This is a genomic window from Geobacillus sp. Y412MC52 (assembly GCF_000174795.2).
Taxonomy (GTDB): Bacteria; Bacillota; Bacilli; order Bacillales; family Anoxybacillaceae; genus Geobacillus; species Geobacillus thermoleovorans.
In genome coordinates this window covers 1,008,546-1,032,201 of the sequence record NC_014915.1, presented here as the reverse complement: position 1 = coordinate 1,032,201, position 23,656 = coordinate 1,008,546, and the positions used below count along the sequence as shown (strand labels likewise).

The 23,656-nt window shown below is 52.2% G+C and carries 29 protein-coding genes; 6 read left to right on the top strand and 23 right to left on the bottom strand.

The genetic code is table 11. The features are described from left to right. Positions 1–46: 46 nt before the first annotated feature. Together coaD and rsmD are read right to left on the bottom strand one after the other, a co-directional pair. A complete protein-coding gene (gene coaD, locus GYMC52_RS05230) occupies positions 47–541 on the bottom strand; it encodes a pantetheine-phosphate adenylyltransferase (RefSeq protein WP_011230599.1) in 495 nt (164 codons plus the stop codon). Continuing rightward, positions 507–1,103 carry a 16S rRNA (guanine(966)-N(2))-methyltransferase RsmD gene (rsmD, locus tag GYMC52_RS05225; protein WP_015731677.1) on the bottom strand — a complete coding sequence of 199 codons (597 nt, stop codon included), beginning with the start codon at positions 1,101–1,103 and terminating at the stop codon, positions 507–509. The genes coaD and rsmD overlap by 35 nt, the downstream gene beginning before the upstream one ends. Positions 1,104–1,498: 395 nt before the next feature. Here rsmD and GYMC52_RS05220 point away from each other — a divergent pair, with 395 nt between their 5' ends. Then, the gene (locus GYMC52_RS05220) at positions 1,499–1,888 is read left to right on the top strand and encodes a DUF7147 family protein (RefSeq protein WP_013523326.1); all 390 of its coding nucleotides are present in this window, start codon (positions 1,499–1,501) and stop codon (positions 1,886–1,888) included. Positions 1,889–1,947: 59 nt separating this feature from the next. Here GYMC52_RS05220 and GYMC52_RS05215 read toward each other — a convergent pair whose 3' ends face one another. The 7 genes from GYMC52_RS05215 to GYMC52_RS05185 all read right to left on the bottom strand — a co-directional run bounded on the left by GYMC52_RS05215 (position 1,948) and on the right by GYMC52_RS05185 (position 5,496). Further along, the gene (locus GYMC52_RS05215) at positions 1,948–2,217 is read right to left on the bottom strand and encodes a YlbG family protein (protein ID WP_011230596.1); all 270 of its coding nucleotides are present in this window, start codon (positions 2,215–2,217) and stop codon (positions 1,948–1,950) included. A 16-nt stretch (positions 2,218–2,233) separates the two neighbouring features. After that, positions 2,234–2,680 (bottom strand): YlbF family regulator, encoded by a 447-nt coding sequence (locus GYMC52_RS05210; protein WP_011230595.1) that lies wholly within the window; start codon positions 2,678–2,680, stop codon positions 2,234–2,236. Positions 2,681–2,820: 140 nt separating this feature from the next. Further along, positions 2,821–3,189, bottom strand: coding sequence for a hypothetical protein (locus GYMC52_RS05205; protein ID WP_013145869.1), 369 nt, complete (start codon positions 3,187–3,189; stop codon positions 2,821–2,823). Between the two features lie 40 nt (positions 3,190–3,229). After that, positions 3,230–3,463, bottom strand: coding sequence for a YlbE-like family protein (locus GYMC52_RS05200; RefSeq protein ID WP_013145870.1), 234 nt, complete (start codon positions 3,461–3,463; stop codon positions 3,230–3,232). Positions 3,464–3,475: 12 nt separating this feature from the next. Next, positions 3,476–3,859 (bottom strand): YlbD family protein, encoded by a 384-nt coding sequence (locus GYMC52_RS05195; protein WP_013145871.1) that lies wholly within the window; start codon positions 3,857–3,859, stop codon positions 3,476–3,478. 80 nt (positions 3,860–3,939) lie between these two features. Next, positions 3,940–4,947, bottom strand: coding sequence for a CAP domain-containing protein (locus GYMC52_RS05190; RefSeq protein ID WP_013523325.1), 1,008 nt, complete (start codon positions 4,945–4,947; stop codon positions 3,940–3,942). A gap of 123 nt (positions 4,948–5,070) precedes the next feature. Continuing rightward, the gene (locus GYMC52_RS05185) at positions 5,071–5,496 is read right to left on the bottom strand and encodes a CBS domain-containing protein (RefSeq protein WP_013523324.1); all 426 of its coding nucleotides are present in this window, start codon (positions 5,494–5,496) and stop codon (positions 5,071–5,073) included. 174 nt (positions 5,497–5,670) lie between these two features. Here GYMC52_RS05185 and GYMC52_RS05180 point away from each other — a divergent pair, with 174 nt between their 5' ends. Then, positions 5,671–6,030, top strand: a complete 360-nt coding sequence (locus GYMC52_RS05180) for a YugN family protein (RefSeq protein ID WP_013523323.1) — start codon at positions 5,671–5,673, stop codon at positions 6,028–6,030. A 26-nt stretch (positions 6,031–6,056) separates the two neighbouring features. Here the strand turns inward: GYMC52_RS05180 and GYMC52_RS05175 are convergent, their stop codons facing one another. From GYMC52_RS05175 to cyoE, 8 genes are all read right to left on the bottom strand, one after another. Beyond that, entirely contained in the window at positions 6,057–6,362 is a 306-nt protein-coding gene (locus GYMC52_RS05175; protein ID WP_013523322.1) for an Asp23/Gls24 family envelope stress response protein, read from the bottom strand. A 338-nt stretch (positions 6,363–6,700) separates the two neighbouring features. Then, positions 6,701–7,156: a DUF420 domain-containing protein gene (locus GYMC52_RS05170; protein ID WP_011230587.1), complete on the bottom strand. Its 456-nt coding sequence runs from the start codon at positions 7,154–7,156 to the stop codon at positions 6,701–6,703. Between the two features lie 49 nt (positions 7,157–7,205). Then, a complete protein-coding gene (gene ctaG / locus GYMC52_RS05165; protein ID WP_013523321.1) occupies positions 7,206–8,108 on the bottom strand; it encodes a cytochrome c oxidase assembly factor CtaG in 903 nt (300 codons plus the stop codon). A gap of 102 nt (positions 8,109–8,210) precedes the next feature. Beyond that, a complete protein-coding gene (gene ctaF / locus GYMC52_RS05160; protein ID WP_013145877.1) occupies positions 8,211–8,543 on the bottom strand; it encodes a cytochrome c oxidase subunit IVB in 333 nt (110 codons plus the stop codon). Between the two features lie 4 nt (positions 8,544–8,547). Beyond that, a complete protein-coding gene (gene ctaE, locus GYMC52_RS05155; protein ID WP_011230584.1) occupies positions 8,548–9,168 on the bottom strand; it encodes a cytochrome c oxidase subunit III in 621 nt (206 codons plus the stop codon). After that, entirely contained in the window at positions 9,168–11,039 is a 1,872-nt protein-coding gene (gene ctaD / locus GYMC52_RS05150) for a cytochrome c oxidase subunit I (protein WP_013523320.1), read from the bottom strand. Before ctaD ends, ctaE begins: the two co-directional genes overlap by 1 nt. A gap of 22 nt (positions 11,040–11,061) precedes the next feature. After that, on the bottom strand, positions 11,062–12,132 hold the full coding sequence (gene coxB / locus GYMC52_RS05145) for a cytochrome c oxidase subunit II (protein ID WP_013523319.1): 1,071 nt from the start codon (positions 12,130–12,132) through the stop codon (positions 11,062–11,064). 82 nt (positions 12,133–12,214) lie between these two features. Next, positions 12,215–13,144, bottom strand: a complete 930-nt coding sequence (gene cyoE, locus GYMC52_RS05140; protein WP_013145880.1) for a heme o synthase — start codon at positions 13,142–13,144, stop codon at positions 12,215–12,217. 380 nt (positions 13,145–13,524) lie between these two features. Between cyoE and GYMC52_RS05135 the strand changes: the two genes are divergently transcribed. Beyond that, positions 13,525–14,478 carry a COX15/CtaA family protein gene (locus GYMC52_RS05135; protein WP_013523318.1) on the top strand — a complete coding sequence of 318 codons (954 nt, stop codon included), beginning with the start codon at positions 13,525–13,527 and terminating at the stop codon, positions 14,476–14,478. Between the two features lie 76 nt (positions 14,479–14,554). Here GYMC52_RS05135 and pyc read toward each other — a convergent pair whose 3' ends face one another. From pyc to GYMC52_RS05120, 3 genes are all read right to left on the bottom strand, one after another. Beyond that, the gene (gene pyc, locus GYMC52_RS05130) at positions 14,555–17,998 is read right to left on the bottom strand and encodes a pyruvate carboxylase (RefSeq protein WP_013523317.1); all 3,444 of its coding nucleotides are present in this window, start codon (positions 17,996–17,998) and stop codon (positions 14,555–14,557) included. Between the two features lie 62 nt (positions 17,999–18,060). Continuing rightward, positions 18,061–19,272 (bottom strand): putative lipid II flippase FtsW, encoded by a 1,212-nt coding sequence (ftsW, locus tag GYMC52_RS05125; RefSeq protein WP_013523316.1) that lies wholly within the window; start codon positions 19,270–19,272, stop codon positions 18,061–18,063. 122 nt (positions 19,273–19,394) lie between these two features. Continuing rightward, positions 19,395–19,682, bottom strand: a complete 288-nt coding sequence (locus GYMC52_RS05120) for a YlaN family protein (protein WP_013145884.1) — start codon at positions 19,680–19,682, stop codon at positions 19,395–19,397. 162 nt (positions 19,683–19,844) lie between these two features. Here GYMC52_RS05120 and GYMC52_RS05115 point away from each other — a divergent pair, with 162 nt between their 5' ends. Then, a complete protein-coding gene (locus tag GYMC52_RS05115; RefSeq protein ID WP_011230576.1) occupies positions 19,845–20,351 on the top strand; it encodes a hypothetical protein in 507 nt (168 codons plus the stop codon). 185 nt (positions 20,352–20,536) lie between these two features. Here the strand turns inward: GYMC52_RS05115 and GYMC52_RS05110 are convergent, their stop codons facing one another. After that, positions 20,537–21,868, bottom strand: a complete 1,332-nt coding sequence (locus GYMC52_RS05110; protein ID WP_011230575.1) for a PhoH family protein — start codon at positions 21,866–21,868, stop codon at positions 20,537–20,539. Between the two features lie 132 nt (positions 21,869–22,000). Here GYMC52_RS05110 and GYMC52_RS05105 point away from each other — a divergent pair, with 132 nt between their 5' ends. Both GYMC52_RS05105 and GYMC52_RS05100 read left to right on the top strand, forming a co-directional pair. Continuing rightward, positions 22,001–22,600 (top strand): YhcN/YlaJ family sporulation lipoprotein, encoded by a 600-nt coding sequence (locus tag GYMC52_RS05105; protein WP_013145886.1) that lies wholly within the window; start codon positions 22,001–22,003, stop codon positions 22,598–22,600. A gap of 161 nt (positions 22,601–22,761) precedes the next feature. Next, the gene (locus GYMC52_RS05100; protein ID WP_013145887.1) at positions 22,762–22,962 is read left to right on the top strand and encodes a YlaI family protein; all 201 of its coding nucleotides are present in this window, start codon (positions 22,762–22,764) and stop codon (positions 22,960–22,962) included. A 62-nt stretch (positions 22,963–23,024) separates the two neighbouring features. On the opposite strand, the gene GYMC52_RS05095 is transcribed toward GYMC52_RS05100, so the two are convergent. After that, positions 23,025–23,306, bottom strand: a complete 282-nt coding sequence (locus tag GYMC52_RS05095) for a hypothetical protein (protein WP_013145888.1) — start codon at positions 23,304–23,306, stop codon at positions 23,025–23,027. Beyond that, the gene (locus GYMC52_RS05090) at positions 23,303–23,611 is read right to left on the bottom strand and encodes a YlaH-like family protein (protein ID WP_011230571.1); all 309 of its coding nucleotides are present in this window, start codon (positions 23,609–23,611) and stop codon (positions 23,303–23,305) included. The genes GYMC52_RS05095 and GYMC52_RS05090 overlap by 4 nt, the downstream gene beginning before the upstream one ends. Positions 23,612–23,656 lie beyond the last annotated feature (45 nt).

Sequence of the window (23,656 nt, the reverse complement as noted above, 5' to 3'; positions counted from 1 at the left end):
CCGGCGCCGACTGCAACGTTCGCTTAAGCGGCTTCATAAGGAAGCGTCAATCAGCGGCCGTGGACGCAAATTTCCGCTTCAGCGCCTGCTCAACAACCGGGGGCACGAGCTCGGAAATATCGCCGTTGTATTTCGCCACTTCTTTGACGATGCTCGAGCTTAAAAACGCATACTGGCTGTTCGTCATCATAAAAAACGTTTCAATGTTTTCATCAAGAACGCGGTTCATCGACGTAATTTGCATTTCGTATTCGAAATCGGACACAGCGCGCAAGCCGCGCAAAATGGCATTCGCTTTTTTGCTGCGGGCGTAATCAACAAGCAGGCCGTGAAACGCTTCGACATGGACGTTCGGAAGCGTCCGCGTCACCTCACGAAGCAGCTCGATCCGCTCCTCGACAGTAAACAGCGGCTTTTTCGACGAGTTGTTCAACACCGCCACATACACTTGATCAAACACTTTCGCCCCTCGTTTAATAATATCCAAATGCCCGTACGTCACAGGGTCAAAGCTCCCGGGGCAAACCGCAATGCTCGCCATCGCTTCCATCCCCTTCCCATCTATAAATCGTCACACCGGTGATACCGTATGTTTCCCGCTTCCATCGTGTCAGGCCGCCGACCTCCTCCGGCAGCTCCGCCTCCGCCGAGTGTTCAGCGACGACGACGCCGCGCGGCTCCAGCAACTGACGCTCGGCGATCGACGACAGCAACGTCGGCCACTGTTTCTCTTTGTACGGCGGATCAAGGAAAATAACCGCAAAGCGGAGGCCGCGCTTCGCTACCGCCTTCAGCGCCCGCTCAGCGTCGTTGCAGTAAATTTCCGCCCGCTTCTCAAGCCCGCAGGCCGCCACGTTTTTTCGGACCGTCTGCACCGCTTTCCTGTCATGATCGACGAAAATGACGCGCTCGATTCCTCGGCTGAGCGCCTCGATGCCCAAGCCGCCGCTGCCAGCAAACAAATCAAGACCGTTGCCGCCTGAGAAATATGGCCCGATCATATTAAATATCGCTTCTTTGACTTTATCGGTCGTCGGCCGCGTCGACATCCCTGGAACCGCTTGCAGACGCCGTCCTTTGCATGTTCCGGAAATGACTCTCATCATCTTCACCCAATTCACCGTTTCAAGGTGCCTTGTCATCCATTTGATTCGTTGTTTTCATGGTAATCTTACCATAAAGTTGATGATCGTCAAACTACGGAATTTTTTCGCCATTCATGTATAGAAATCGGCAAACGGTCCATAATGAGTAATGGCAACACGCTTGACGCGTTGTTGCCAGTGACGGAGAAGACTTACGTTTCCCCATAAGTTCTTCCTCCGGTTTCTCCTCTCCCTTTTCTTTATTCTTTCCGATCCTTGTTCCGCCCTGCGCGGAGGCAAGGAACTGGAAAGGGCCTTGCGGGTTCATTTCCGCAAGGTTTTTTTTTGATTGCAATTCGCGAAGATGGCCGGTAAAGTTAAGGGTGGACGATGCTTGCAAGGGGGAACGATTCATGATCCAACGATTTATCGAACTTGGCGAAGGATATTCCGATATATATGAGCTGATTGCATTGGCGAAGGCCAACCGCCATCGTTTATCCGGATTCTTTGTCTTCCATACGGTGAAAAAAGGCCAGGCGGTTGTCTCCTTGGCCATTGTCCTTCATCCGACGGACCCCGGCGATTTCCAACCACTTTACATTTGCCGTGAAGGCATTCCCGATCCGTCCGTCAAGCCAAACAAACGGTACGAACTATTTATGGAAACCGCAAAGGAGCTGGGCATGGACGTCATTCACCTTGATGTTAAGCCATCGACGATGTTCGCTGAACTCGATTTATATTACCAACATTTGATCGGCATTATGCGGATGAATCGCTTCATCCCGCCGCTGCAGTAAACAAAGAAACAGCGGGCCGGAAAGCCGGTGCCGGCTTTTTTTCGACCCGCTGTTTTCCTTTATCCAAGCGGATACGGGGAGTCTTTTTCCTTCTCCCCTTTCGATTCAAATTCCAGTTTTAAAAATGGGCGGTACGACGGCTCGACCCGCTTGACGAACGGAAGCGAGGCGAGCTTTTTCATTACATGGTCGACTTGCTCCATATCACAATACAGAACAGCATACTTCAGCCGTTTGGAAATGTAATGAATGTTGCCGAACTTGCGCAACTGTTTCCCATATTTCAGCGAATGAAGCCAAACGATAATCCCTTGCCGTTTTGGAAACATAGTCCCTTCCCCTTTTTTATGTGCGGCAGCCGCAGCTTCCGCCCGCCCCGCAGCCACCGGAACAGCCCGCCGACAAAAAGTACGGATTTCCGGTCGGCACTTTCACATGTTCGGACACCGCTTTGCCGATCAGCACGCTGATCTCATCAAGCAACTCTTGCATCGCCTTCTCCGCCTCCTTAAAGGCGGCGACCGTCTCATGCAAATCGAGCTCCCGCTTCGCTTCGCGCACTTCTTTCATCACGTCGCGGTAATCAGGATGGTATTTTCCGAAGCGCTGCACTTCTTCGTAGCGCTCCTTCAGCTTGACAAAGCGAGCGATCAGCTGCTGGGCGCGGCGGTCTTGCTTCAGCCGCCAAAAGGCGCGGCGATATTCGTCCGCCACGTCCGACTCGACAATCATTTTGGCCAACGCTTCTGCTTTATCTAAAATCTCGATGCGCTCGAGAGTCGCAATCTTCACCAAATGGCACCTCCATTATCCATCATACCATGAACGAAAAGAAAATGAAAAGGAAAGAGATAGAAAAGAAGCAAACAAAAAAGGCGATCCAGACTGTGCCGAATCGCCTCTGTCCGCCTTTTAAACGATCATCGTCATCTCTATCGGATGGCGACGTCAAATTCGTGCGTCATGCCGGTTGCTTTCCCATCATTGTAGACGAGCTCAAGACGGATGGTATGTTTCCCGCTCGGCAAACCGCGCACGATAAAGGCGGCCGTGTATACTTCCGTCATTTTTTGCCCGTTGACATAGACATTAATGTGTCCGCCGCCGCTCCCTTTGCGGAACGGAAAGTGGACGGCAACACATTCAATGAATACGTCACTTCCTTTCACTTCATGCTTCACCTGAAGCGGACCGCCCACTGCTTCGGCGTGAGCGGAGGACGACGGCGCCGGCTCAAAGAAGGCATACGCCGCAAGCAATATGACAACCGCAAACCATGCGAACCACTTTGGCAAAGACATCACTCCCTTTCGAAACTAGTCTTTGCCATTGGCCGCCCGATTAGTCGCGCATGGCTTTAAACATTTGCCACATAAGCGACGCCATTTGCAACGATTGGGAGATTTTTTCCACTTTGTCAGGGATCGTCAGCTCATAGTGGCGCAAGGCGGCCAATTGGAACGTCGACAGTTCATGCGGACGGCGGGCAAGGAGCCGGTACCAGCGCGGCTGTTCGCGCAAAAACGCGCGCAACATCGGTGTTCCTTGCACATATTGCCATACATCTTTCCTCATCGCCACCACCCTTTAATCTTTGCGGAACGAAAACGGATGCGCTTCTTTGTTTCTTTGTTCTTGACCGGCCCCTTGAAATTCGGAAAGAATGCTTTGGATCGCCGCGATCGCCTGCTGGACATTCGCCAAATGTTTTTGCACATCGGCTGCATCGATCTGTCCAAGCATAGCCGCGAGCTTATCGAGCCATTTGTTCGTTCCTTTTTCCTCCTCTTTTGCCGCACCGTTTGTTTCCCGATACGGCTCCCATATGTCATCGTCTTCCCCGAACAAATACCAATCCTCATACACTTGTTTCCACGTCTTTTTGCCACTGCGCACCTCTTGGATGATTTTTGGATGTTTTTTCACAAACTGTTTAAACTGTTCAACGGAAGGATGCAGAGGCTTGACCATGGCGGTTCTCATCCCTTTCGTCCACTCATGCCTATCTGCCATATCATATCGCATCCAACAAAGAGAGGTGCGCCCAATTTTTAGAGCGGCGTAAAGAAGTTTTGCGTATAGTAATCGGCGTAGACGCCAACGCCCAAGCGGGTGAACTCTTCATTCAACATAATGTTCCGATGGTTTTGGCTGTTCAGCCATCCGATGGTCGCCTCAACGCCATCGACTTGATGGGCGGCGATATTTTCCCCGGCAAGCTGGAACGGAATGTGAAGCGCGCCAAGCCGCTTCGATAAATCGCCATACTGCGGCGACTCATGGGAGAAAAACCGGTGATCATGCATATCTCGGCTATGTTTTTCCGCGGCGGCAGCGGCCTTGTCATCCCACATGAGAGAGGAAAGCCCATGGCGACGGCGGATCAAATTCGTCCAGTCAAAAATTTGCTTCGCGTTGGCCGCATCAACAGCCTGTCGCTTTTCTTCCGACAGCGGCGCGGCCGCCGGCAGGCTGCCGCGGTAAACGAGCTCGTACGGCCGCAACTTGACGAACGTTTCTGCATCCATCAGGCGGATCGCCGCCACCTCGCCGGTAAAGCGGTCAACATACAGCTGAGCGTAGACGCTGCCAACTTTGACAACCGGCCTTGATGAGTAATCTTGTTCAGACAGCTCAAACCGGTATGTCCCGCTGCCTAGCTTAATCTCAATGTTCGATAGCACCGGCATCGTTTGAAAAATCGCCTGCAACCGCTGGCCGACCGCAAACGGTTCAACGTTCACCTTCTCTCCGCCGACAAGGGCGGTGACGACGCGACCGCGCAAGATGCCAATCTGCACGTACGACTCGGGTCGACGGCTGTACACCCACCAGTCATATCCGTAAGCTGACGGGTCGATTCGGTCTGGAGCGCCAAGCAGTTTTTTCGCCTCTTGCGCCGATTGCCCGATCAACGCAACGATGCCGGCCGTCGCCTTCGGCTCTTTCAACATGTATCGATTCGTCTTTGGCTGCTCCGGGGGGCTCGGGGGCGGCGGACTCGGCACAAAATAATACAATCCAATCAAGAAAAACAAAAAAAGGAAAAACCATTTCACACGGCAACTCCCGCTTTCTGCGCAATCTCCTTATTGCCATTATAGCCGTTTTTTAGAGGCAAAAAAAAGAGGACACCCAAAAAGAGCGCTCCTCCTCGAAAGAAGCCGTGTCCGTTGCGTTTGTCAATGGATGGCGTCTTGTTCGGAAATCTCGCTTAACGCACGACCCGCGCGTTCATCAGAATAGCGGTTCGTCGCCAAATCGCCGATCGAGATGATGCCGACCAAACGCCCGTTTTCTACGACCGGGAGGCGGCGAATTTGGTGACGTGCCATCATATCTGCTGCCTTTTGCACCGAATCGTCCGGGGAAAGCGTGACGAGATCGCGGCTCATCACTTCCGTCACCGCAGTCGAACCGGGACGTTTTTCAGCCATGCCGCGCACGACAATATCGCGGTCGGTAATCATTCCGACAAGGCGGCCGTCATCGACAATCGGAATCGCCCCGACGTTGAAATCGCGCATTTTTACCGCCACTTCGTAGAGATTGTCAAGGGGCGTGCAATATTGCACATCCGTTGACATGACGTCCCGTACCGTTTGCATTCTTCGTCTCTCCTTTCTACCCGTATTGTGCGCCGGATCACACAAAAAATGCGAGCGAAACGGAAACAATGGCAAACAATTCGTTGAAAAGCAAACCGTTTTCGTACTATTATAAATGAGGGGATGATTTCCTGTTTGGCGCTTTTACATACTGTGTTGTTAGGAGGAAGAAAGATGAAGTTTGAAAATACCGGACTGGAAAATCAGACGGTCGAACTGTCCCGCCTTGATGACATTATGGAGCGCCTCGGCTTTGTCCGCGCGGCGCAATGGGATTATGAACGGGTCACATACGATCGGAAATACGTCGTCAAAGAAGGCACCTACTATTTGCGCGTTCAAGGATACGCCATTGAGGGAGATGTCGATTCGCGCTATGCACTCATTAAGCTGCTCACGCCGATTTTAGGGAAACATTACTATCCACACGGCGTCGAATACGGCGATGATGAACATTTTCCGTCCTCTCTTGTCAGCCAATGCCAAAACGTGTTGGCGCAGGTCAAAAGCGAGCTTGAAAAAATCAAAGAATAATCAAAAAACGCATGAGAGCGCGGTTCTCATGCGTTTTTTTCCGGCATGACAAACCGTTTGACAACAATGTCGACCGCCTCGGCGACATATGGCGTCATCGCGGCGATCTCCTCGGCAATATGCTGTTGCAGCTGGCGGCAAACTTCCATCACCGGCGCCCCATATCGAATGGACATCTTGACAGTGACGCGGCACCGCTCGCCTTGAGCAACGGTGATGAACACCTCACAATCGTCAAGAGCGACCTCCGTCTGGCCGCGCACACACATCATGACAATTGTCAACAGCGTCGCCTCTACGGCGCTCCGTTTCCGATAGCGAAACGTGTTCACCGCCTTCTCCTCCCGCTGCACAAAATCACGTCTATACAGGCGTGTTGTATTCTATATAGATGCAATTTAAAGCTTTAACATTTTTCGTTTTTACCGGTCATTGCATCCGACTGCCGAGTGACCGAACAACACCGCTTTCAGCCCCATGTATAGGTCTGAGAAGCGGGGGTTTGTTCGGTCGTCCGTCACGCCAAGGCGTGACGGGGGCAAGCCTGCGGCTTGCCCTCGACAGTCGAAAAATCGATAAGTGGCTTTTCTATCCAAGATATGTTAAACGTTTTGGTTGCATCTATATATATGTTATGCAGCCATCCTTGCCCTTGCTCCTTGCCCGCCGGTTAAAAACCGAGCACCGCCTTGATGAGCGACGTCGTTTGGCCCCCTGGATAGAGGACATAAAGCAGCCAGTAGACGACGACCCCGGTTGAGGCGCTGCCAAACCAAATGATGCTGGTGATCGGCCCAAGCCGACGATGGCGGGCCCTCTTGTCTTTCAATCCCGTCCAAATCGTGACAAGGCCAAATACGGCGCCAACTGTCGCCAGCACAATATGGAAAATAAGAAACAGCGTATAGTACACTTTGACGTTCTCCGGCCCGCCAAAGCTCGTATTGCCGATAAACAACGTCCGCGACATGTAAATGGTGAAAAACAGCAAAGCAAACACCGCTGCCGTCAGCATCACCTTTTTATGCGCTTCGATCCGCCTGCGGCTGATCAAATACCACCCATAAGCAACAAGCAAAGCGCTGATCACGATGCAGCTCGTGCTGATTGTCGGTAAAACGGCCATCGCTTCTCTCCCTTTCTTCTTTGTTCATCGTTTAGCGGCCAACCGCGCTTTACAGTTTGGTCGGCCGCAGCTCCATATCCATGCTTGGCTCTTTCTCCCGCTCCTTCCGATACCATTCGGTGAAGATGAAGAACAGCATCGTCCCGTACACGATTTCCTGGATGATTTTCATCAACACTCCGCCGAGCTGCTGGTCATGGAGCGGGGACATCGATAAAAACATTTGCGGCCCGGTCAAATCAAGCGAAGCCAGCGTCCCTTGAGGAACGCATAGAGCCAGCGCGGCCATCCATGCTTTCGGGTCCGTATACGTCGCATAAAGCGGCGTATCGGTAAAAATGATGAGCGCGCAAGCCGGGGTCAACAGCATGCCGTCAGCGAAAATGTAACCCATTTTTTTTAAGCCGGACAATGTTTGCCACTCAGGAAGTTTATTAACAAGCGGCCACCACATGCAAAACGCGGCAACGAAAATGACCGAGGTAACAAAGGCATGCAGCCACATATTCATTTTTACGGCGTCAAAAATGAATGGAACATGATAAAGCGAAAACAAACCGTTAAACAGCAGCAGCGCCACAATCGGCTTTGTCAACAGCCGAAACACGCGGCGCACCGCTGCGATGCGGAACGCTCGCTCATAAAGCGGCGCCGGAATGCCTAAAATAAAGCATTGCGGCACGATCAAATACAGCACTGCCATTTGCACCATATGGGCGGTGAACGTCAAATGGCCCATCAAATCCAACGGAGACCCTTTGCATATATAAAGAAGCGCCATCCCGGTCAAAAAATATGCTTTCTGCTTCCCCGAAACGGCATCACCGAGGCCGAAACGCTGCCGCCATGGCCCGGTGATCCCAATGTACAGCAATGCAACCGCCGCTAACACAAGCAAAAAAAACGGACTCCAAAGGGCAACGGGGCCAAACATTTGCAGCGATTGAAACATACGAATCCCCTCCTGATTTGTCCTTTCCCATTATACTACACGACGCCGCGCCAGGGCTATTGAAAAAAGGGGAAACCGGCGCAAAACCGATTCCCCCTTTTCTTACCACCAAATGACTGTTGTAAACGCCCAAACAAGTAGAAGCATAACCGCCACACCGCCGTAAATAAACATCGCCGGGAATTCGTGGCCTTTATGGCTCATATGCATGAAATAATAAAGCTGGAATGCGACCTGCACGGCGGCTAAAAGCAAAATAAACGGAACGACAAACCAATGGGAAAACTCTTCGTAACCAACGGCGGCGAAGGCGATGAGCGTCAACAAAATCATCAAAACGAATGCAATCATTTGATGGCGCATCTCTTCCGCGTTTTTCCGCCGGCGATACGCCAAATCGACGCGTTCATTTCCTGAATTCGTTTGATTCGCCATACGTTCACCCCACCATTCCCATCAAGTATACAACGGTAAAAATGAACACCCAGACGACGTCGATGAAGTGCCAATACAGGCTTGCGACGTAAAATTTCGGGGCGTTGTATAAATTCAACCCACGCTTAGCGTTGCGAATCATGAGCGTCAAAATCCAAAGCAATCCGAACGCGACGTGGCTTCCGTGCGTGCCAACGAGCGTGTAGAACGCTGAAGCGAAGGCGCTCGTCGTAAACTTATGGCCTTCATGCACATATTCATTGAACTCGTAAATTTCCAAGCCCAAAAAGCCGGCGCCAAGCAAAACGGTAATGCCAAACCAGAGCTGCATCTTTTTAAAGTCAAAGTTTTTCATATGATAAATGGCATACACGCTCGTCAAGCTGCTTGTTAGCAACAGCATCGTTGCCATGAACACAACCGGCATTTGGAACAGTTCTTCCGCCGAAGGGCCGCCGTTCGTTTTATCTTTCAGCGCCAAATAGGTGGCGAAGAGAGAGGCGAACAGCACCGTCTCTCCGCCTAAAAAGAGCCAGAAGCCGAGAAACTTATTTTTCCCCTCAAGGGTGGCGCGTTCCGGCGCGGCCGGAAACGTCTCGGCCGTCAATTTTTCCTCTGCATGCATCAGGCGTTCGCCCCCTTCTTCTCAAGTTCAAGCACTTCTTCTTTGTGGATGTGGAAGCCGTGATCATCGATCACCGAGCGCAAGAACATCGAACCGAGCGTAATGAGCAGGCCAAGAATGCCGACCGGCAAGCCCCATCCGGCGTCGTTATGATACGTAAAGCCGAAGGCGGCGACAAACAGGCCGAACGCAATGACAAACGGCAAAAACGACGAATTCGGCATATGGATGTCGCCAAGCGGTTCAGCTGGCGTCAATTCTTTTTTGCCTTCCATTTTTTCGAGCCAGAAAGCATCCAAGCCGCGGACAAGCGGTGTTTGCGCAAAGTTGTACACCGGCGGCGGCGAAGCGATCGCCCATTCGAGCGTGCGGCCGTCGCCCCATGCATCGCCCGGCACTTTTTCGCCTTTTGCTGTCGTTACCACAATGTTAATAAGTAAAATAATCGTGGCAGCCGCCATAAAGAACGCACCGACCGTACTGACGAAGTTCCCTGTCTCCCATCCTTGGTTCGGCAAGTATGTGAAGACGCGGCGCGGCATTCCTGTTAAACCAAGGAAATGTTGGATAAAGAACGTTAAATGGAAACCGATAAAGAACAGCCAGAATGTCATTTTGCCAAGCGTTTCGTTCAACATGCGGCCAAACATTTTCGGCCACCAGTAATGCGTGCCGGCAAGCAAAGCAAACACAACCCCGCCGACGATGACGTAATGGAAGTGCGCGACAACGAAATAGCTGTCATGGTATTGGTAGTCCGCCGCCGCCGCCGACAGCATAACCCCAGTCACCCCGCCCATGACGAACGACGGGATGAAGGCGACGGCATAATGCATCGGCGTTGTAAACTTGATGCTTCCGCCCCACATCGTAAACAGCCAGTTGAAAATCTTGATCCCCGTTGGAACGGCGATCGCCATCGTCGCGACGGCAAAGATGGCGTTCGCAATCGGCCCCATCCCGACCGTGAACATATGGTGCGCCCACACCATGAACCCGAAAAAGGCGATGAGCACGGTCGCAAACACCATTGACGAATAACCGAACAGCCGCTTGCGCGAGAACGTCGCAAAAATTTCCGAGAAAATGCCGAACGATGGCAAGATTAAAATATATACCTCTGGATGGCCGAACACCCAGAACAAGTGCTCCCAGATGATCGTATTGCCGCCGGCAGCGGGGTTAAAGAAGTTGCCGCCAAACAGCCGGTCCATCATCATGAAAATCAAACCGACCGTCAGCGGTGGAAATGCAAACAAGATGAGCGCCGACGTCACAAACGTCGCCCATGTGAACATCGGCATGCGCATAAACGTCATGCCCGGAGCGCGCATGTTGATGATCGTCACCAGAAAGTTAATGGCACCCATGATCGTTCCGAAACCGGAAATTTGCAGCCCGAGCGTATAAAAGTCGATGCCATGATGCGCTTTTGAGTCAAGCGACAGCGACGCATACGACGTCCAACCAGCGTCCGGTGCGCCGCCTAAAAACCATGAACAGTTCAAAAACAAACCGCCGAAGAAAAACATCCAGAATCCAAGAGCGTTCAAAAACGGGAACGCGACGTCGCGCGCGCCGATCTGCAGCGGCACAACTGCGTTCATAAAGGCGAAAATAAGCGGCATCGCAGCCAAGAAAATCATCGTCGTCCCATGCATCGTCAACACTTCGTTATACAACCCGCCGACAAGGAAATCGTTGTTCGGCTTGGCGAGCTGAATGCGGATGAACAACGCCTCGAGACCGCCGAGCAGGAAGAAAAACCCGCCGGCAATCAAGTACAGATGGGCGATTTTTTTATGGTCGACCGTTGTCAAGTAATCCCACAAAACGGCGCCAACACCCTTTTTGCGCGCGATCGTACTCACGGTGAAACCTCCTTCTCATGCTTTATTCCACTTTTAAGCTCATCAAATATTTCGTCAATGCATCAATTTGCTCTTCCGTCAAGTGGCCATATGTACCCGCCATTTTATTTCCAGGCTTCACGCTGTTCGGGTCTCTCAGCCATTTTTTCAGATTTTCTTCGTTATGCTCCAAAATACCGGCGATTCGTTCGCGATCGCCAAAGTTCGCCAAGTTCGGCGCCGTGCGCGCTTGCACCGGACGCTTGTCCACAGGCGTCACCGCATGGCAGCCAATACAGCTTTTATTGAAAATCGCTTCCCCTTCTTTGGCGACCGGATCGGTGACAACCGGTTTTTTCGCATTTTGCATCTTTTTCACCCAGACGTCAAATTGGTCGCGCGGCAACGGCCGAACTTTAAAATCCATCAGCGCATGGGACGGACCGCAAAGCTCCGCACATTTGCCGTAAAAGACGCCGCCGGCTTTATCGGTCGCCTTTTGGTCAAAAACAAGCCAAAATTGGTTTTTGTTGTCGGTGTTCGTATCCATTTTGCCGCCGACCGCCGGAATCCAGAACGAATGTTTGACATCCGACGCAATCAAGTTGAAATACACTTTTTCATTCGTCGGCACGACCAAGTCTTGGCTCGTGATAATGCCGTAATCCGGATATTCAAACTCCCACCAGTATTGGTTGGCGCGAACATTGACGACAACTGTATCCTTATCGCGTTTTTTGTCATTCATCGCCTTGACATCAGCCAGTTTAAACGTGGTTGATACCGTCGGCACGGCCAAAATGAGCAAGAGGATGATCGGAATGACAGTCCAGATAATTTCCAGTTTATGGTTCCCTTCCACTTGCTTCGGGATTTTATTTTCTTCCCCCTTGCGCCGCCGGAAGCGGATGACAACGTAAACGAAGATGATCGCCACGACGACAATGACCAAAACCATGATCGTCGTGCTCAACAACATGAGCGAATACTGCATGTCCGCTACTTCACCGGCGGGCTGGAGCGTCGATAAAAACGGCTTGCCGCAGCCAGCGAGCAACAGCGCCATCATCCCGAACAGGGAAAATAAGCGCCAGTTACAGAGCCCCTTGTTCATAGCCTAATCAAACCCCTCTTTCTTTCTTTGATGTGATGGATATATATAAATTCTTTCACTAAAGAAAGAATTTTATCTTAATTCACCAAAGCGTCGCGATGACCATCGCCACGAACAAAATCGTCAAATAGTTGAGCGAATAGACGAACATCCACTTCGCCCATTTGATGTCATCTTTCATTTTCAAACCCGCCAATCCCAGCAGCAGCCAGCCGACATTGAGCAGCGTGGCCACGACTAAAAATGGAACGCCAAGCGAGAACAAGTAAAACGGCAACGGCAGCAAACATGCCACCCAAACGATGATTTGCCGCTTCGTCATGGCGAATCCATGGACGACCGGCAGCATCGGGATGCCGGCTGCACGGTATTCTTCGCATCGCTTCATCGCCAACGCCAAAAAGTGCGGCGGCTGCCACAAAAACATGATTAAAAACAGGATGAGCGGAACAATATGAAACTCCGGATCGACCGCCGTCCAGCCGATGACCGGCGGCACCGCGCCGGAAATGCTGCCGACAACGGTGTTGATCGTATAATGGCGCTTCGTCCAAAGCGTGTATAAAAAGACGTATGTCACCATACCGATCAATCCAACGACGGCAGCCGTAACCGTTGTCATAAGCAAGCTCATCTCGCCGATTGCGACAAGACCAATCCCAAGCCAAAGCACCCGCCGCGGATCCATCGTCCCGGTGACGGTCGGGCGTGCTTTCGTTCGCTCCATATATTGATCAATGTCGCGGTCAATGTAGTTGTTGATGGCGCATGAACCCGCAATGACAAGCGCTGCTCCAAACAGTGTGAAAAAGACAAGATGCAGGTTCTCCAAAAAGTGTTCCCCAGTAAAATAAAACGCCAGCCACATTCCGGCGAACGTCGTAATCAAATTGGAATTGACGATTCCGATTTTCACAACAGACGACAACTCTCTCCAAACTGCCTTGACGCTCACATGCGAGCGATGACCGGCATCGGCCGCATCCTGGTGCACCGCTTTCAATTCGGCCATGTCTCCTGTTCCTCCTCGCTGCGCCGCTCCTTGCCCGGCCGGCGCCGTGATGTTGCCTGAAATTCTTTCCAACGCCAAATAGCAAAAACGGGCTGTTTCCTCTTTATATTAAATCACATTTTTTCCTCATCATGTGAACTTTTTTTGAATAATTTGTGTCAAATTTTTGAATGCGCGCACCCAAAACGGCTCATTCGCTTGTCCCATTAATATTTCTAGCAAACTTAATCGACTTATTCAATATGCAAACGTCATTTTGTGTTTCCGGCCGCCATCGTGTAAAATAGATTTGGCTTGGCAGCACGGTTGGCTGCAATAAAATCCATCACTTTACTAATATGGACAAAATCACAGTTTCTCAATACAAGAAGGTGAAGATTTTGCAACGTTCACTCAAATGGTTTGCCTCGGCAACCACGTTGGCAATGTTGTTTGTTTTAATTGGCGGAGCGCTTGTGACCAAAACCGGATCCGGCATGGGGTGCGGCCGATCATGGCCGCTGTGCAACGGCCAATGGGTGCCGGATCACATTACGCCTGAGCTCATCATCGAGCTGAGCCATCGACTCGTTTCCGGCCTTGCCGGCATCATGGTGCTCATCCTTTCCATCTGGTCGTGGAGAGCCATTGGCCATGTGCGGGAGACGAAGTTTTTAGCTGTCATATCGTTTGTCTTTCTCGTCTTGCAAGGGCTGATCGGCGCCGCCGCGGTCGTGTGGGGGCAGTCCGATTTCGTCCTCGCCTTGCATTTCGGCATTTCGCTCATTTCGTTTGCCGCTGTGTTGCTGTTGACGCTATTGATTTTTGAAATCGACAAAACGTTTTCCGCCGCTTCCCTTTCGCTTGACGGCAAAATGCGGTTTCATATTTACGGCATCACCATATACTCATACATCGTCGTCTACACCGGGGCGCTCGTGCGCCATACGAACGCCAGCCTTGCTTGTCCGAGCTGGCCGCTTTGCGCGAAAACGCGCCTCCTCCCGGTTCAGTTTCATGAATGGGTGCAGATGGGGCATCGATTGGCCGCTCTTGTCATCATCATTTGGATCGCTGCTGCCGCCATACACGCCGTGCGCCATTATCGCGAACAGCCGGTCATCTACTACGGATGGCTCATCGCTCTTTTGCTCGTGCTCGCGCAAATGACAACCGGAGCGCTTGTCGTTTTTACGCAGCTGAATTTATACATTGCCTTGGCGCATGCCTTTTTCATTTCCTGCCTGTTCGGTGTGCTCAGCTATTTATTGCTTTTGGCGCTCCGCACCCGCCGCGCGCCGGTAAAAGCCGCCGACCATTCAGCCGGGGAAACGGCGCCGGCCACGTTGAAATGACGGCCATCCATCCGCAAACAAAAAGGGATGCCCGCAAAAACGTGGGCACCCCTTTTTTTGTTCGGTATAGACCGTTTCATTTGGACAGCTCGATCAGCAAATCCCCCGCTTGAATGGCATCGCCGCTTTTGACGTAAATGTCTTTGACAATGCCGGCAAACGGCGCCTGCACCGTCGTTTCCATCTTCATCGCTTCCGTAACCATCAAATGGTCGCCTTTGTCGACTTTTTCCCCTTTCTCCACGAGCACTTTCACAACCGTGCCCGGCATCGTGGCGGCAATGTGGTTCGGATTCGTCCGATCGGCCTTGATGCGCTCAGCGACAGCGGCTTTGATGCTTTCATCGCGGATGATGACTTCGCGCGGCTGGCCGTTCAGCTCGAAGTAAACGACGCGTGTGCCGTCCGCCTGAGGCTGGCCGATGGAGACGAGTTTGACGATGAGCGTTTTCCCGCGCTCAATCTCCACTTCAATTTCCTCGCCGAGGCGCATGCCGTACAGGAACGTCGGTGTATCGAGCACTGAAATATCGCCGTATTTTTCGACCGTTTCGGCATATTCCAAAAACACTTTCGGATAAAGCGCATAGGCAATGGCGTCAAAGTCGGTCACTTCGCGGCCGAGCTTGTCATACAGCTCCCGCTTGATTTGCTCGAAATCAACCGGCTCAAGCAGCTCGCCCGGACGAACGGTGATCGGTTCGCGCCCTTTCAAAATAATGCGCTGCAACTCTTTCGGGAACCCGCCATGCGGCTGGCCTAAATAGCCTTCGAAAAACTCCACGACCGAGTCTGGGAAATTGAGCGTTTCGCCGCGTTCAAAAATGTCTTGCTCCGTCAAATTGTTTTGCACCATGTAAAGCGCCATGTCGCCGACAACTTTCGATGACGGCGTCACTTTGACGATGTCGCCGAACAAGTCGTTGACGCGGCGATACATTTCTTTCACTTCATCCCACCGATCGCCGAGGCCGACCGCTTTTGCCTGCTGCTGCAGGTTGCTGTACTGGCCGCCTGGCATCTCATGCATGTATACTTCCGTATGCGGCGCGTTCATGCCGCTTTCAAACTCCTGATAAAATTTGCGCACGTCTTCCCAATAGCGGGCCAACTGCTCAAGGCCGCAAATATCGACCTCCGGCGCCCGCTCCGTTCCTTCAAGGGCATAGTAGAGCGTATTGGCGCTCGGCTGCGACGTCAAGCCGGCCATCGAGCTGACGGCGACATCGACGATATCGACGCCGGCTTCGATCGCTTTGGCGTACGTGTAAATACCGTTGCCGCTCGTATCGTGCGTATGCAAATGGATCGGAATGCTGACCGTCTCCTTAAGCGCGGAAATGAGCACGTACGCCGCCTGCGGCTTCAACAGACCAGCCATATCCTTAATGCCTAAAATGTGCGCTCCGGCTTGCTCGAGCTCTTTCGCCAAGGCTTTGTAATAATCCAAATTGTACTTCGGCCGATTCGGGTCTAAAATATCGCCCGTATAGCAAATAGCCGCCTCGGCGATTTTGCCGCTTTGCCGGACGGCATCGATCGCCACCGTCATCCCTTTCACCCAGTTTAGGCTGTCGAAAATGCGGAACACATCAATGCCGGCTTGCGCTGATTTGTCGACGAACTCGCGGATGACGTTGTCGGGATAGTTTTTATACCCCACGGCGTTGGCCGACCGAAGCAGCATCTGGAACAGCACGTTTGGAATGCGCTCGCGCAGCTTCAAGAGGCGGTCCCACGGATCCTCCTTCAAAAAGCGGTACGCCACATCAAACGTCGCTCCGCCCCACATCTCAAGCGAGAATAAGTTGGGCAGCAAACGCGCCGTCGGCTCAGCGATCCGCAACAAGTCGATCGTGCGGACGCGGGTCGCCAACAACGACTGATGAGCGTCACGGAACGTCGTATCGGTCAAGAGCACGCGCGGCTGCTCTTGGATCCAGCGAACAAGCCCTTCAGGTCCGCGTTCATCCAAAATTTGCTTCGTTCCCGCTGGGATCGGTTCCGTTTGGCTCACCTTCGGCACGCGCGGTTTGTCAAACACCGGCTTTTTCTTTTTGCCGATGCCAGGGAAGCCGTTGACCGTCACGGTGCCGATGTACGTAAGCATTTTCGTCCCGCGGTCTTTTCGGCGCGGGAATACAAACAATTCCGGCGTCGTATCGATAAATGACGTATCGTATTCCCCCGACAAAAATTTCGGATGCTGAACGACGTTTTCCAAAAACGGAATGTTCGTTTTAATGCCGCGGATGCGGAATTCGCGCAAGTTGCGCAGCATTTTTCTTGCCGCCTGCTCAAACGTCAACGCCCATGTCGACACTTTCACGAGCAGCGAATCGTAATACGGCGTAATGACCGCCCCTTGGAAGCCGTTGCCGGCGTCCAAGCGCACGCCAAAACCGCCGCCGGAACGGTACGCCATAATTTTTCCCGTATCCGGCATAAAGTTGTTGAGCGGGTCTTCCGTCGTCACCCGCGACTGAATGGCGTAGCCGTTGATGCGGATGTCTTCCTGCTTTGGAATGCCGACTTCCGGGCTGTGGAGCGAAAATCCGTCGGCGATTAAAATTTGCGACTGGACGATGTCAATCCCGGTGATCATTTCGGTGATCGTATGCTCAACTTGAATGCGCGGATTGACTTCGATGAAATAAAACTCATCTCCGGAGACGAGAAACTCAACCGTGCCAGCGTTGACGTAGCCGACGCTTCTCATGAGCCGGACCGCCACCTCGCAAATGCGCTCGCGCAGCTCGTCCGACAACGAGACGCTCGGCGCGACTTCCACGACTTTTTGATGGCGGCGCTGCACCGAGCAGTCGCGTTCATAAAGGTGAACGATGTTTCCTTCGTGGTCGCCCAAAATTTGCACTTCAATATGCTTCGGCTTTTCGATCAGCTTTTCAACATAAACGTCATCGCTGCCAAACGCCGCTTTCGCTTCCGACTTGGCCCGCTCAAACGCTTCCTTCACTTCCGACTTCGAGCGGACGATGCGCATGCCCCGGCCGCCGCCGCCAAGCGCCGCTTTAATGATGATCGGGTATCCGTGCGTCTCAGCAAAACGGACGACGTCTTCAAGGCCGCCGACCGGTCCATCGCTGCCCGGGATGACCGGAATGCCCGCCTTCATGGCCGCATGGCGCGCTTTCACTTTATCGCCGAACATATCCAAATGTTCTTCGTTCGGGCCGATGAAAATAATCCCCTCTTCGCGGCACCGTTTGGCAAATTGAATGTTTTCCGACAAAAACCCATAACCCGGGTGGATGGCATCGACATCGTGGGCTTTGGCGATCTCAATGATGCCTTCGATGTCCAAGTAGGCTTCGATCGGCTTTTTCCCTTCCCCGACTAAATACGCCTCATCCGCTTTGTAGCGGTGGTACGATCCGGCGTCTTCCTTCGAATAAATCGCCACGGTGCGGATATCAAGCTCCGTGCAGGCGCGGAAAACGCGAATGGCGATCTCTCCACGGTTGGCTGCCAGCACTTTGCGAATTCGTCTTGTCCTCATTCTGTCCCTCCTCCTTTATTTAATAAAAGTATAAAAGTTTTGCCGATTTGTAAATACACTTTCTAAAAAGTCAGACCTCTTTTCTGTTTGCTGACCATCGTTTTTTCAGCTTTTTTATACCGTTGTTCGTACTTTGCAAACATAGAAATGTTCACCAAAAGACCGAGCGAAGCCATGGTCAGGACAAGCGACGTTCCCCCATAGCTGACGAGCGGCAGCGGCACCCCTGTAATCGGAATAAGGCCAACGACCCCACCAACGTTAATGAACGTTTGAAAGCCGATCATGACGGAGATGCCGATCGCAAGCAGGCTCCCAAACGCATCGTGGGAGCGGCGGGCAATCCAAAGCCCGCGCAGCACGATAAACGCCAATAACCCAAGCGTGAACGCTACACCAAATAAGCCGAGCTCTTCGGCGATGACCGCCATAATAAAATCGGTGTGCGACTCTGGCAGGTAGCCGTATTTTTGAATGCCTTTGCCAAGCCCCACTCCTTTCAGCCCGCCAAGCCCGATCGCCAAATACGAATTCACGAGCTGGTAGCCATCGCCGTTTGCGTATTGAAATGGATCCAAAAAGCTGTAAAGACGCGATACCCGTTCAGGAGAAAAAATTTTTTTGCCCGCAACCGGGAGCCAAAACGGTGACAGCACCGTCCCGATCAATGTAAAAAAAAGCAGCTGCTTCAGAAGCAACACGAGGCGCAAACCGGACGAAACAATGATGCACATCGCGATGGCAAACACGATCGCCGCCGTTCCGAAGTCAGGCTGTATGGCAATCAGGAAACAAATCACCAATGTATAATAAATGGGGAACAAATTGCTTTTCGCCGGCTCGGCCAGCCGCTTCCGCTTGTTGGCGAACGCTGCGGCCAAGTATAAAATCAGACCGAGCTTCGCGAGCTCCGCCGGTTGGATCGAAAGCGCCCCGACGCGAAACCAGCTTGTTGCGTTGTTGGCCGTATGGCCGAGAAAAGCGACGGCGATCAGCATCAATGGAGAAGCAAAAAAGACGAGTTTCACCCATCGCTCCGCCCGCCACACTTTATACGGAATCGCCATCATGATGGCGAACGCGATGAATCCGGCAATCAGCCACAGTTTTTGCCGCTCGTAAAAATAGTCGCTTGGCACTTCAAAACGGATGACAGCGGTGACCATGCTCGAGCTGTACACCATAATCAATCCGAACAACGACAGCATGATGACCGCGGCGATCAGCGGATAATCATAGCACTTCAATACTTTTTTCCATAATTGTCGTTCCATCGTTCCTCTTCCCTGTGAACATGTATGTACTTAAAATCATTCGCAGCGGCGCGCTGTTTTCCTGCCGAAAAACAGAAAAACTCAAACGATGGTGTGCCAATCGTTTGAGTCGCCTTATATTCTTATCGTACGCGCTTTTTGGCCACGGCCTCGTGCAACGCGGAAAGTTCGCGCTCAAGCCGGTCAAGGAGCGCCTTTCCGTCTTTCGCCTCCACAAGCCCGAGGCGCACCGCAAAATCAATTTCCCGTGACAACCCGAACATTTGCGTGTCAAGCACTTCTTCATACACCGGACATTGCGGCATCGTCAAATGGTCCATTTGCACGCGGATGAGTTGGATGATCTTCTCTGCATCCGCTTGTAAAAGCGCGTACGCCTTCTCCCGATAGCTCATCGATTCGTCCGTCACATCGATCCCTCCGTTCTCTCCCCTATCCTTCTTTACATCTTAACGTGAAACAAGCCATTTTGCAAGTTGAAACCGTTGACAGCAACCCGGCCTGGAACATGACAAGCTCTTTCGTTATTATTATACTAAAAACGGTGGGAACATGCAGAGGAGAGGTGTTTCATGAACGATATTATTGTACTGACAGGAAAGGTGAAGTTTACGATCACGCTTGACCCCGGCGTCTGGATTTTCGACGATCGGAAAGTGGACATGGATGCGTATTTTTCGGAGCCGGCTCCACAGCCGACGGAAGCGGAGCAAGAGGACGAGGAAATCAAAAAGCTGTCGGCATTTTGGGACCGGGAAATTCAAGAGGGCGCGGTTTTTCCGCCGACGTTGAAAACGGAGCGGCGCTTTTTGAAGGAGAAAATCATCACCGGCTCGTTCGGCATGCCGTTCGCCCCATTTTTGCGAAACGCTGAGCCACATGAAGACGCGTCTGAACTTGTCATTGAGACGGAACATGGAGAAACCGTGATCCCTCTGGAAAAGGCGTACGACCTGATTTTCGCTTTTTCCCAAAACGGAAAACCGTTGCGCGACGACGGTCCTGTGCACATTTATTTTGGCGACGGCTCCAACCGCGAGGCGCCGATTACTCATGTGCGTCGGCTCGTCGTCCGATGACCGGGCGCCCCATGAAGGGGCGGCCCGGTGTTTGAGGTTTTGACGCCTTCAACCGCCTCAAGCGCTTGGAACCTAGATGTTTTCCACAGCGCCCCAGGCGGCGGGCGCCTTTCGAAACGTTCGCGGCGTCGGACCGCGCGCCTGGCACCCGTTCTTTAACGGCGGATGCTCTGAGGAACGCCTAGCTACAGCAAATCAGCGGCAAGCTGGGCGAGCGCCGAACGCTCCCCTTTGACGAGCCGGATATGACCGGCGATTTTTTGGTCTTTAAACTTTTCGACGACGTACGTCAACCCGTTGTTATATTCATCCAAATACGGATGGTCGATCTGTTCCGGATCGCCCATTAAAATGATTTTGCTTTTCTCCCCGACGCGCGTCAAAATCGTCTTCACTTCATGCTTCGTTAAATTTTGCGCCTCATCAATGATGATAAACTGCTCCGGCAGGCTCCGGCCGCGGATGTACGTGAGCGCCTCCACTTCAATCGAGCTCATGCCGGCTAAAATCGCATCGAGCTCCCCCGGTTTTTTCGTGTTGAACAAGTATTCCAAGTTGTCAAAAATCGGCTGCATCCACGGGCGCAGCTTTTCTTCCTTTTCCCCCGGCAGAAAGCCGAGATCTTTCCCCATCGGCACAATCGGCCGAGCGACGAGCAATTTTTTGTATGTGCGCAAATCTTCCGTTTGCATCAACCCCGCGGCAAGGGCAAGCAACGTCTTGCCCGTTCCGGCTTTGCCGATTAGCGTCACAAGCGGAATGTCGTCGCGCATGAGAAGCTCAAACGCCATCGTCTGCTGCACGTTGCGCGGGCGAATGCCCCATATATGTTCGTGATGGAAGATGAGCTTTTTCACTTTTTTGCCGTTTTGGTCGACAATGCCAATCGCTGACGCCGAGCTGCCAAACGCGTCTTTCATAATAATGAACTGGTTCGGATAAAACGGGTGGTCGGCGATATCGGCGAGCACGAGCTCCCCTTTGTCGTAAAACCGCTGCAGGTGGTCCTTTCCTATGTACAGCTCCAAAAATCCGCTGTAAATATGGTCGACATCAACGACGCGGTCGCTTAAAAAGTCTTCTGCCTGCAGCCCGATGGCATCCGCTTTGACGCGCACGAGCGCATCTTTGCTCACCAAAATGACGGAGCGTCCATCTTCCTTCGCCTGCTCTTCAAGCGATAAATTTTTCGCCACCGCCAGAATGCGGTTGTCATTTGTTTTTTCGACAAAAATTTCTTGCAGTTGATGAAACGAACGATGGTTCAACTCAATGCGCAGCGCCCCTCCGTTTTCAAGCGGAATTTTTTCATGCAGCTTGCCGTTTTCGCGCAGACGATCGATGAGCTTTGACACTTGGCGGGCATTTCTACCAATTTCATCCATATACCGCTTTTTCGAATCCACTTCCTCAAGCACGACCGCTGGAATGACGACCTCATTATCCTCAAACGCGAAAATCGAATACGGATCTTGCAACAGCACGTTCGTATCGAGCACGTAAATTTTTTTTCCCAAATTCCGCTTCCCCCCATGTGAGTTTTTCACGTTTTTCCGTTGGATGGGAATGGCTGTAATACAACATATGAAAACATGTATAAAGATAGAAGGACATTTGCAAACTAAAGAAAAAAGTCGAGGTGGCCCATTATGAAGAGAAACTGCTGGCTCGCCGTTTTCTTCCTTCCCCTTTTGATTTTCAGCGGCTGCACGTTTGGAAACGATCATGAAGCGAACGAGCCCAATCGTTCACTCGTGCGCGTCAAAAATACGGTCGATGAACGCGTCGAGAACAAATCCGGGCAAGAGATCGCCCGCCGGCTTGCAGAAATCGCCGACCGTGTTCCAAACGTTCACAATGCCGCCGCGATCGTCGTCGGCAAATATGCCATCGTCGGCATTGACGTCGGCGCCAATATGGATGCCTCACGCGTCGGCACCATCAAATATTCCGTCGCCGAAGCATTGCAAAAAGATCCGTACGGTGCGAACGCTATTATTGTCGCTGACCCAGATCTTTACACCCGCGTGCGCAACATCGGCCGGCAAATCGATGAGGGGAGGCCGGTGCAAGCGTTCATGAACGAAATCGCCGACATCGTCGGACGAGTGATGCCGGAAGTGCCAAGCGACCTATTTGAAACGACGCCGAAGCCGACCGAAGAAAATGACGGACAGCTGAACGAACGGGAGGAGCGGCAACTGAACGAACAGCAAAACAAGCAATCGAATGAACATTTAAATCGATAAACGGTTTCTGTGTGGGTTATAATGGAACAGAAAGCGCGGCTCATTTCCGAGGAAAGCGGGAGTGAAATGCATTTGAATCAACAAACGATGGCGGGAAATGTGGTATAATGGGAACGAAAGAACACTCTACCATTTCGCGTTTGGATGTATTGAGGTGAACAATGAGAGTCAAATGCGTGCTTTGCGACCAAATCGATACGATCGACGATGAATCGCCGCTCGCCAAGCGGCTGCGCAACCGCCCGATCCACACGTACATGTGCCGCGAATGCCACGACCGCATCACCGAAAAAACGAAACAGCGGCTGGCAACAGGAAAGTTCCGCTTCTATCGCGGCCGCCGCGCAGACGATGATTGGTGATCCCGCAAAAAAAAAAAACGGTGCGGAAGAGCGATCGCTTTTCCGCGCCTTTTTGGTTGTCATCATCCATACTTTTCCGGTTCGGCTTCGATCTGCCGCCACATCGCCTCAGCCAGCTCAAGCGGGAAACACGCCGCCCTTGTTTCCCCGCCGCGCACATATTCGACGATGTATTGCCCATTCGTTTCATCTTTGACGGCGTCTACGGCCGTCACACCAAAGTCGTTTTCCAAGATGGCGCGGAAAAACGAGGCCGTATCGCGCGCCGCCGCATCGTGCGGACGGGCTTTGGCGACGATGTGGATCGTCAGCCAGTTATAAAGGGCATCCTGCACGGATTTCATGACTTTTCTCCCTCTTTCGCCTGCTTCAGGCGCACTTTATAAATGATTAATACGAGGGCGGCGACGGCCAATCCTTCTGCCACCGGCAAAAAGACGGCAAAAAAGGTCAAAACCGTGCAGCCAAGCGCCAGCAAGACGTAAATGATGACATTTTTCAACAGCGGCAGGCGGCGGGCAAAACCGAGTCGATACACAAGCGCGGCAAGCAACAACACTGTCACATACAATAGCCACATACCGCGCTCGGGATGATCGTGCACCTTATAAAGCGAGGCGAAAAACGTGAGCCGTTCGAGCACATTCACACCATTCCCCTCCTGTTCATCCTAATAGCGCCCTTCTGCAAGGCG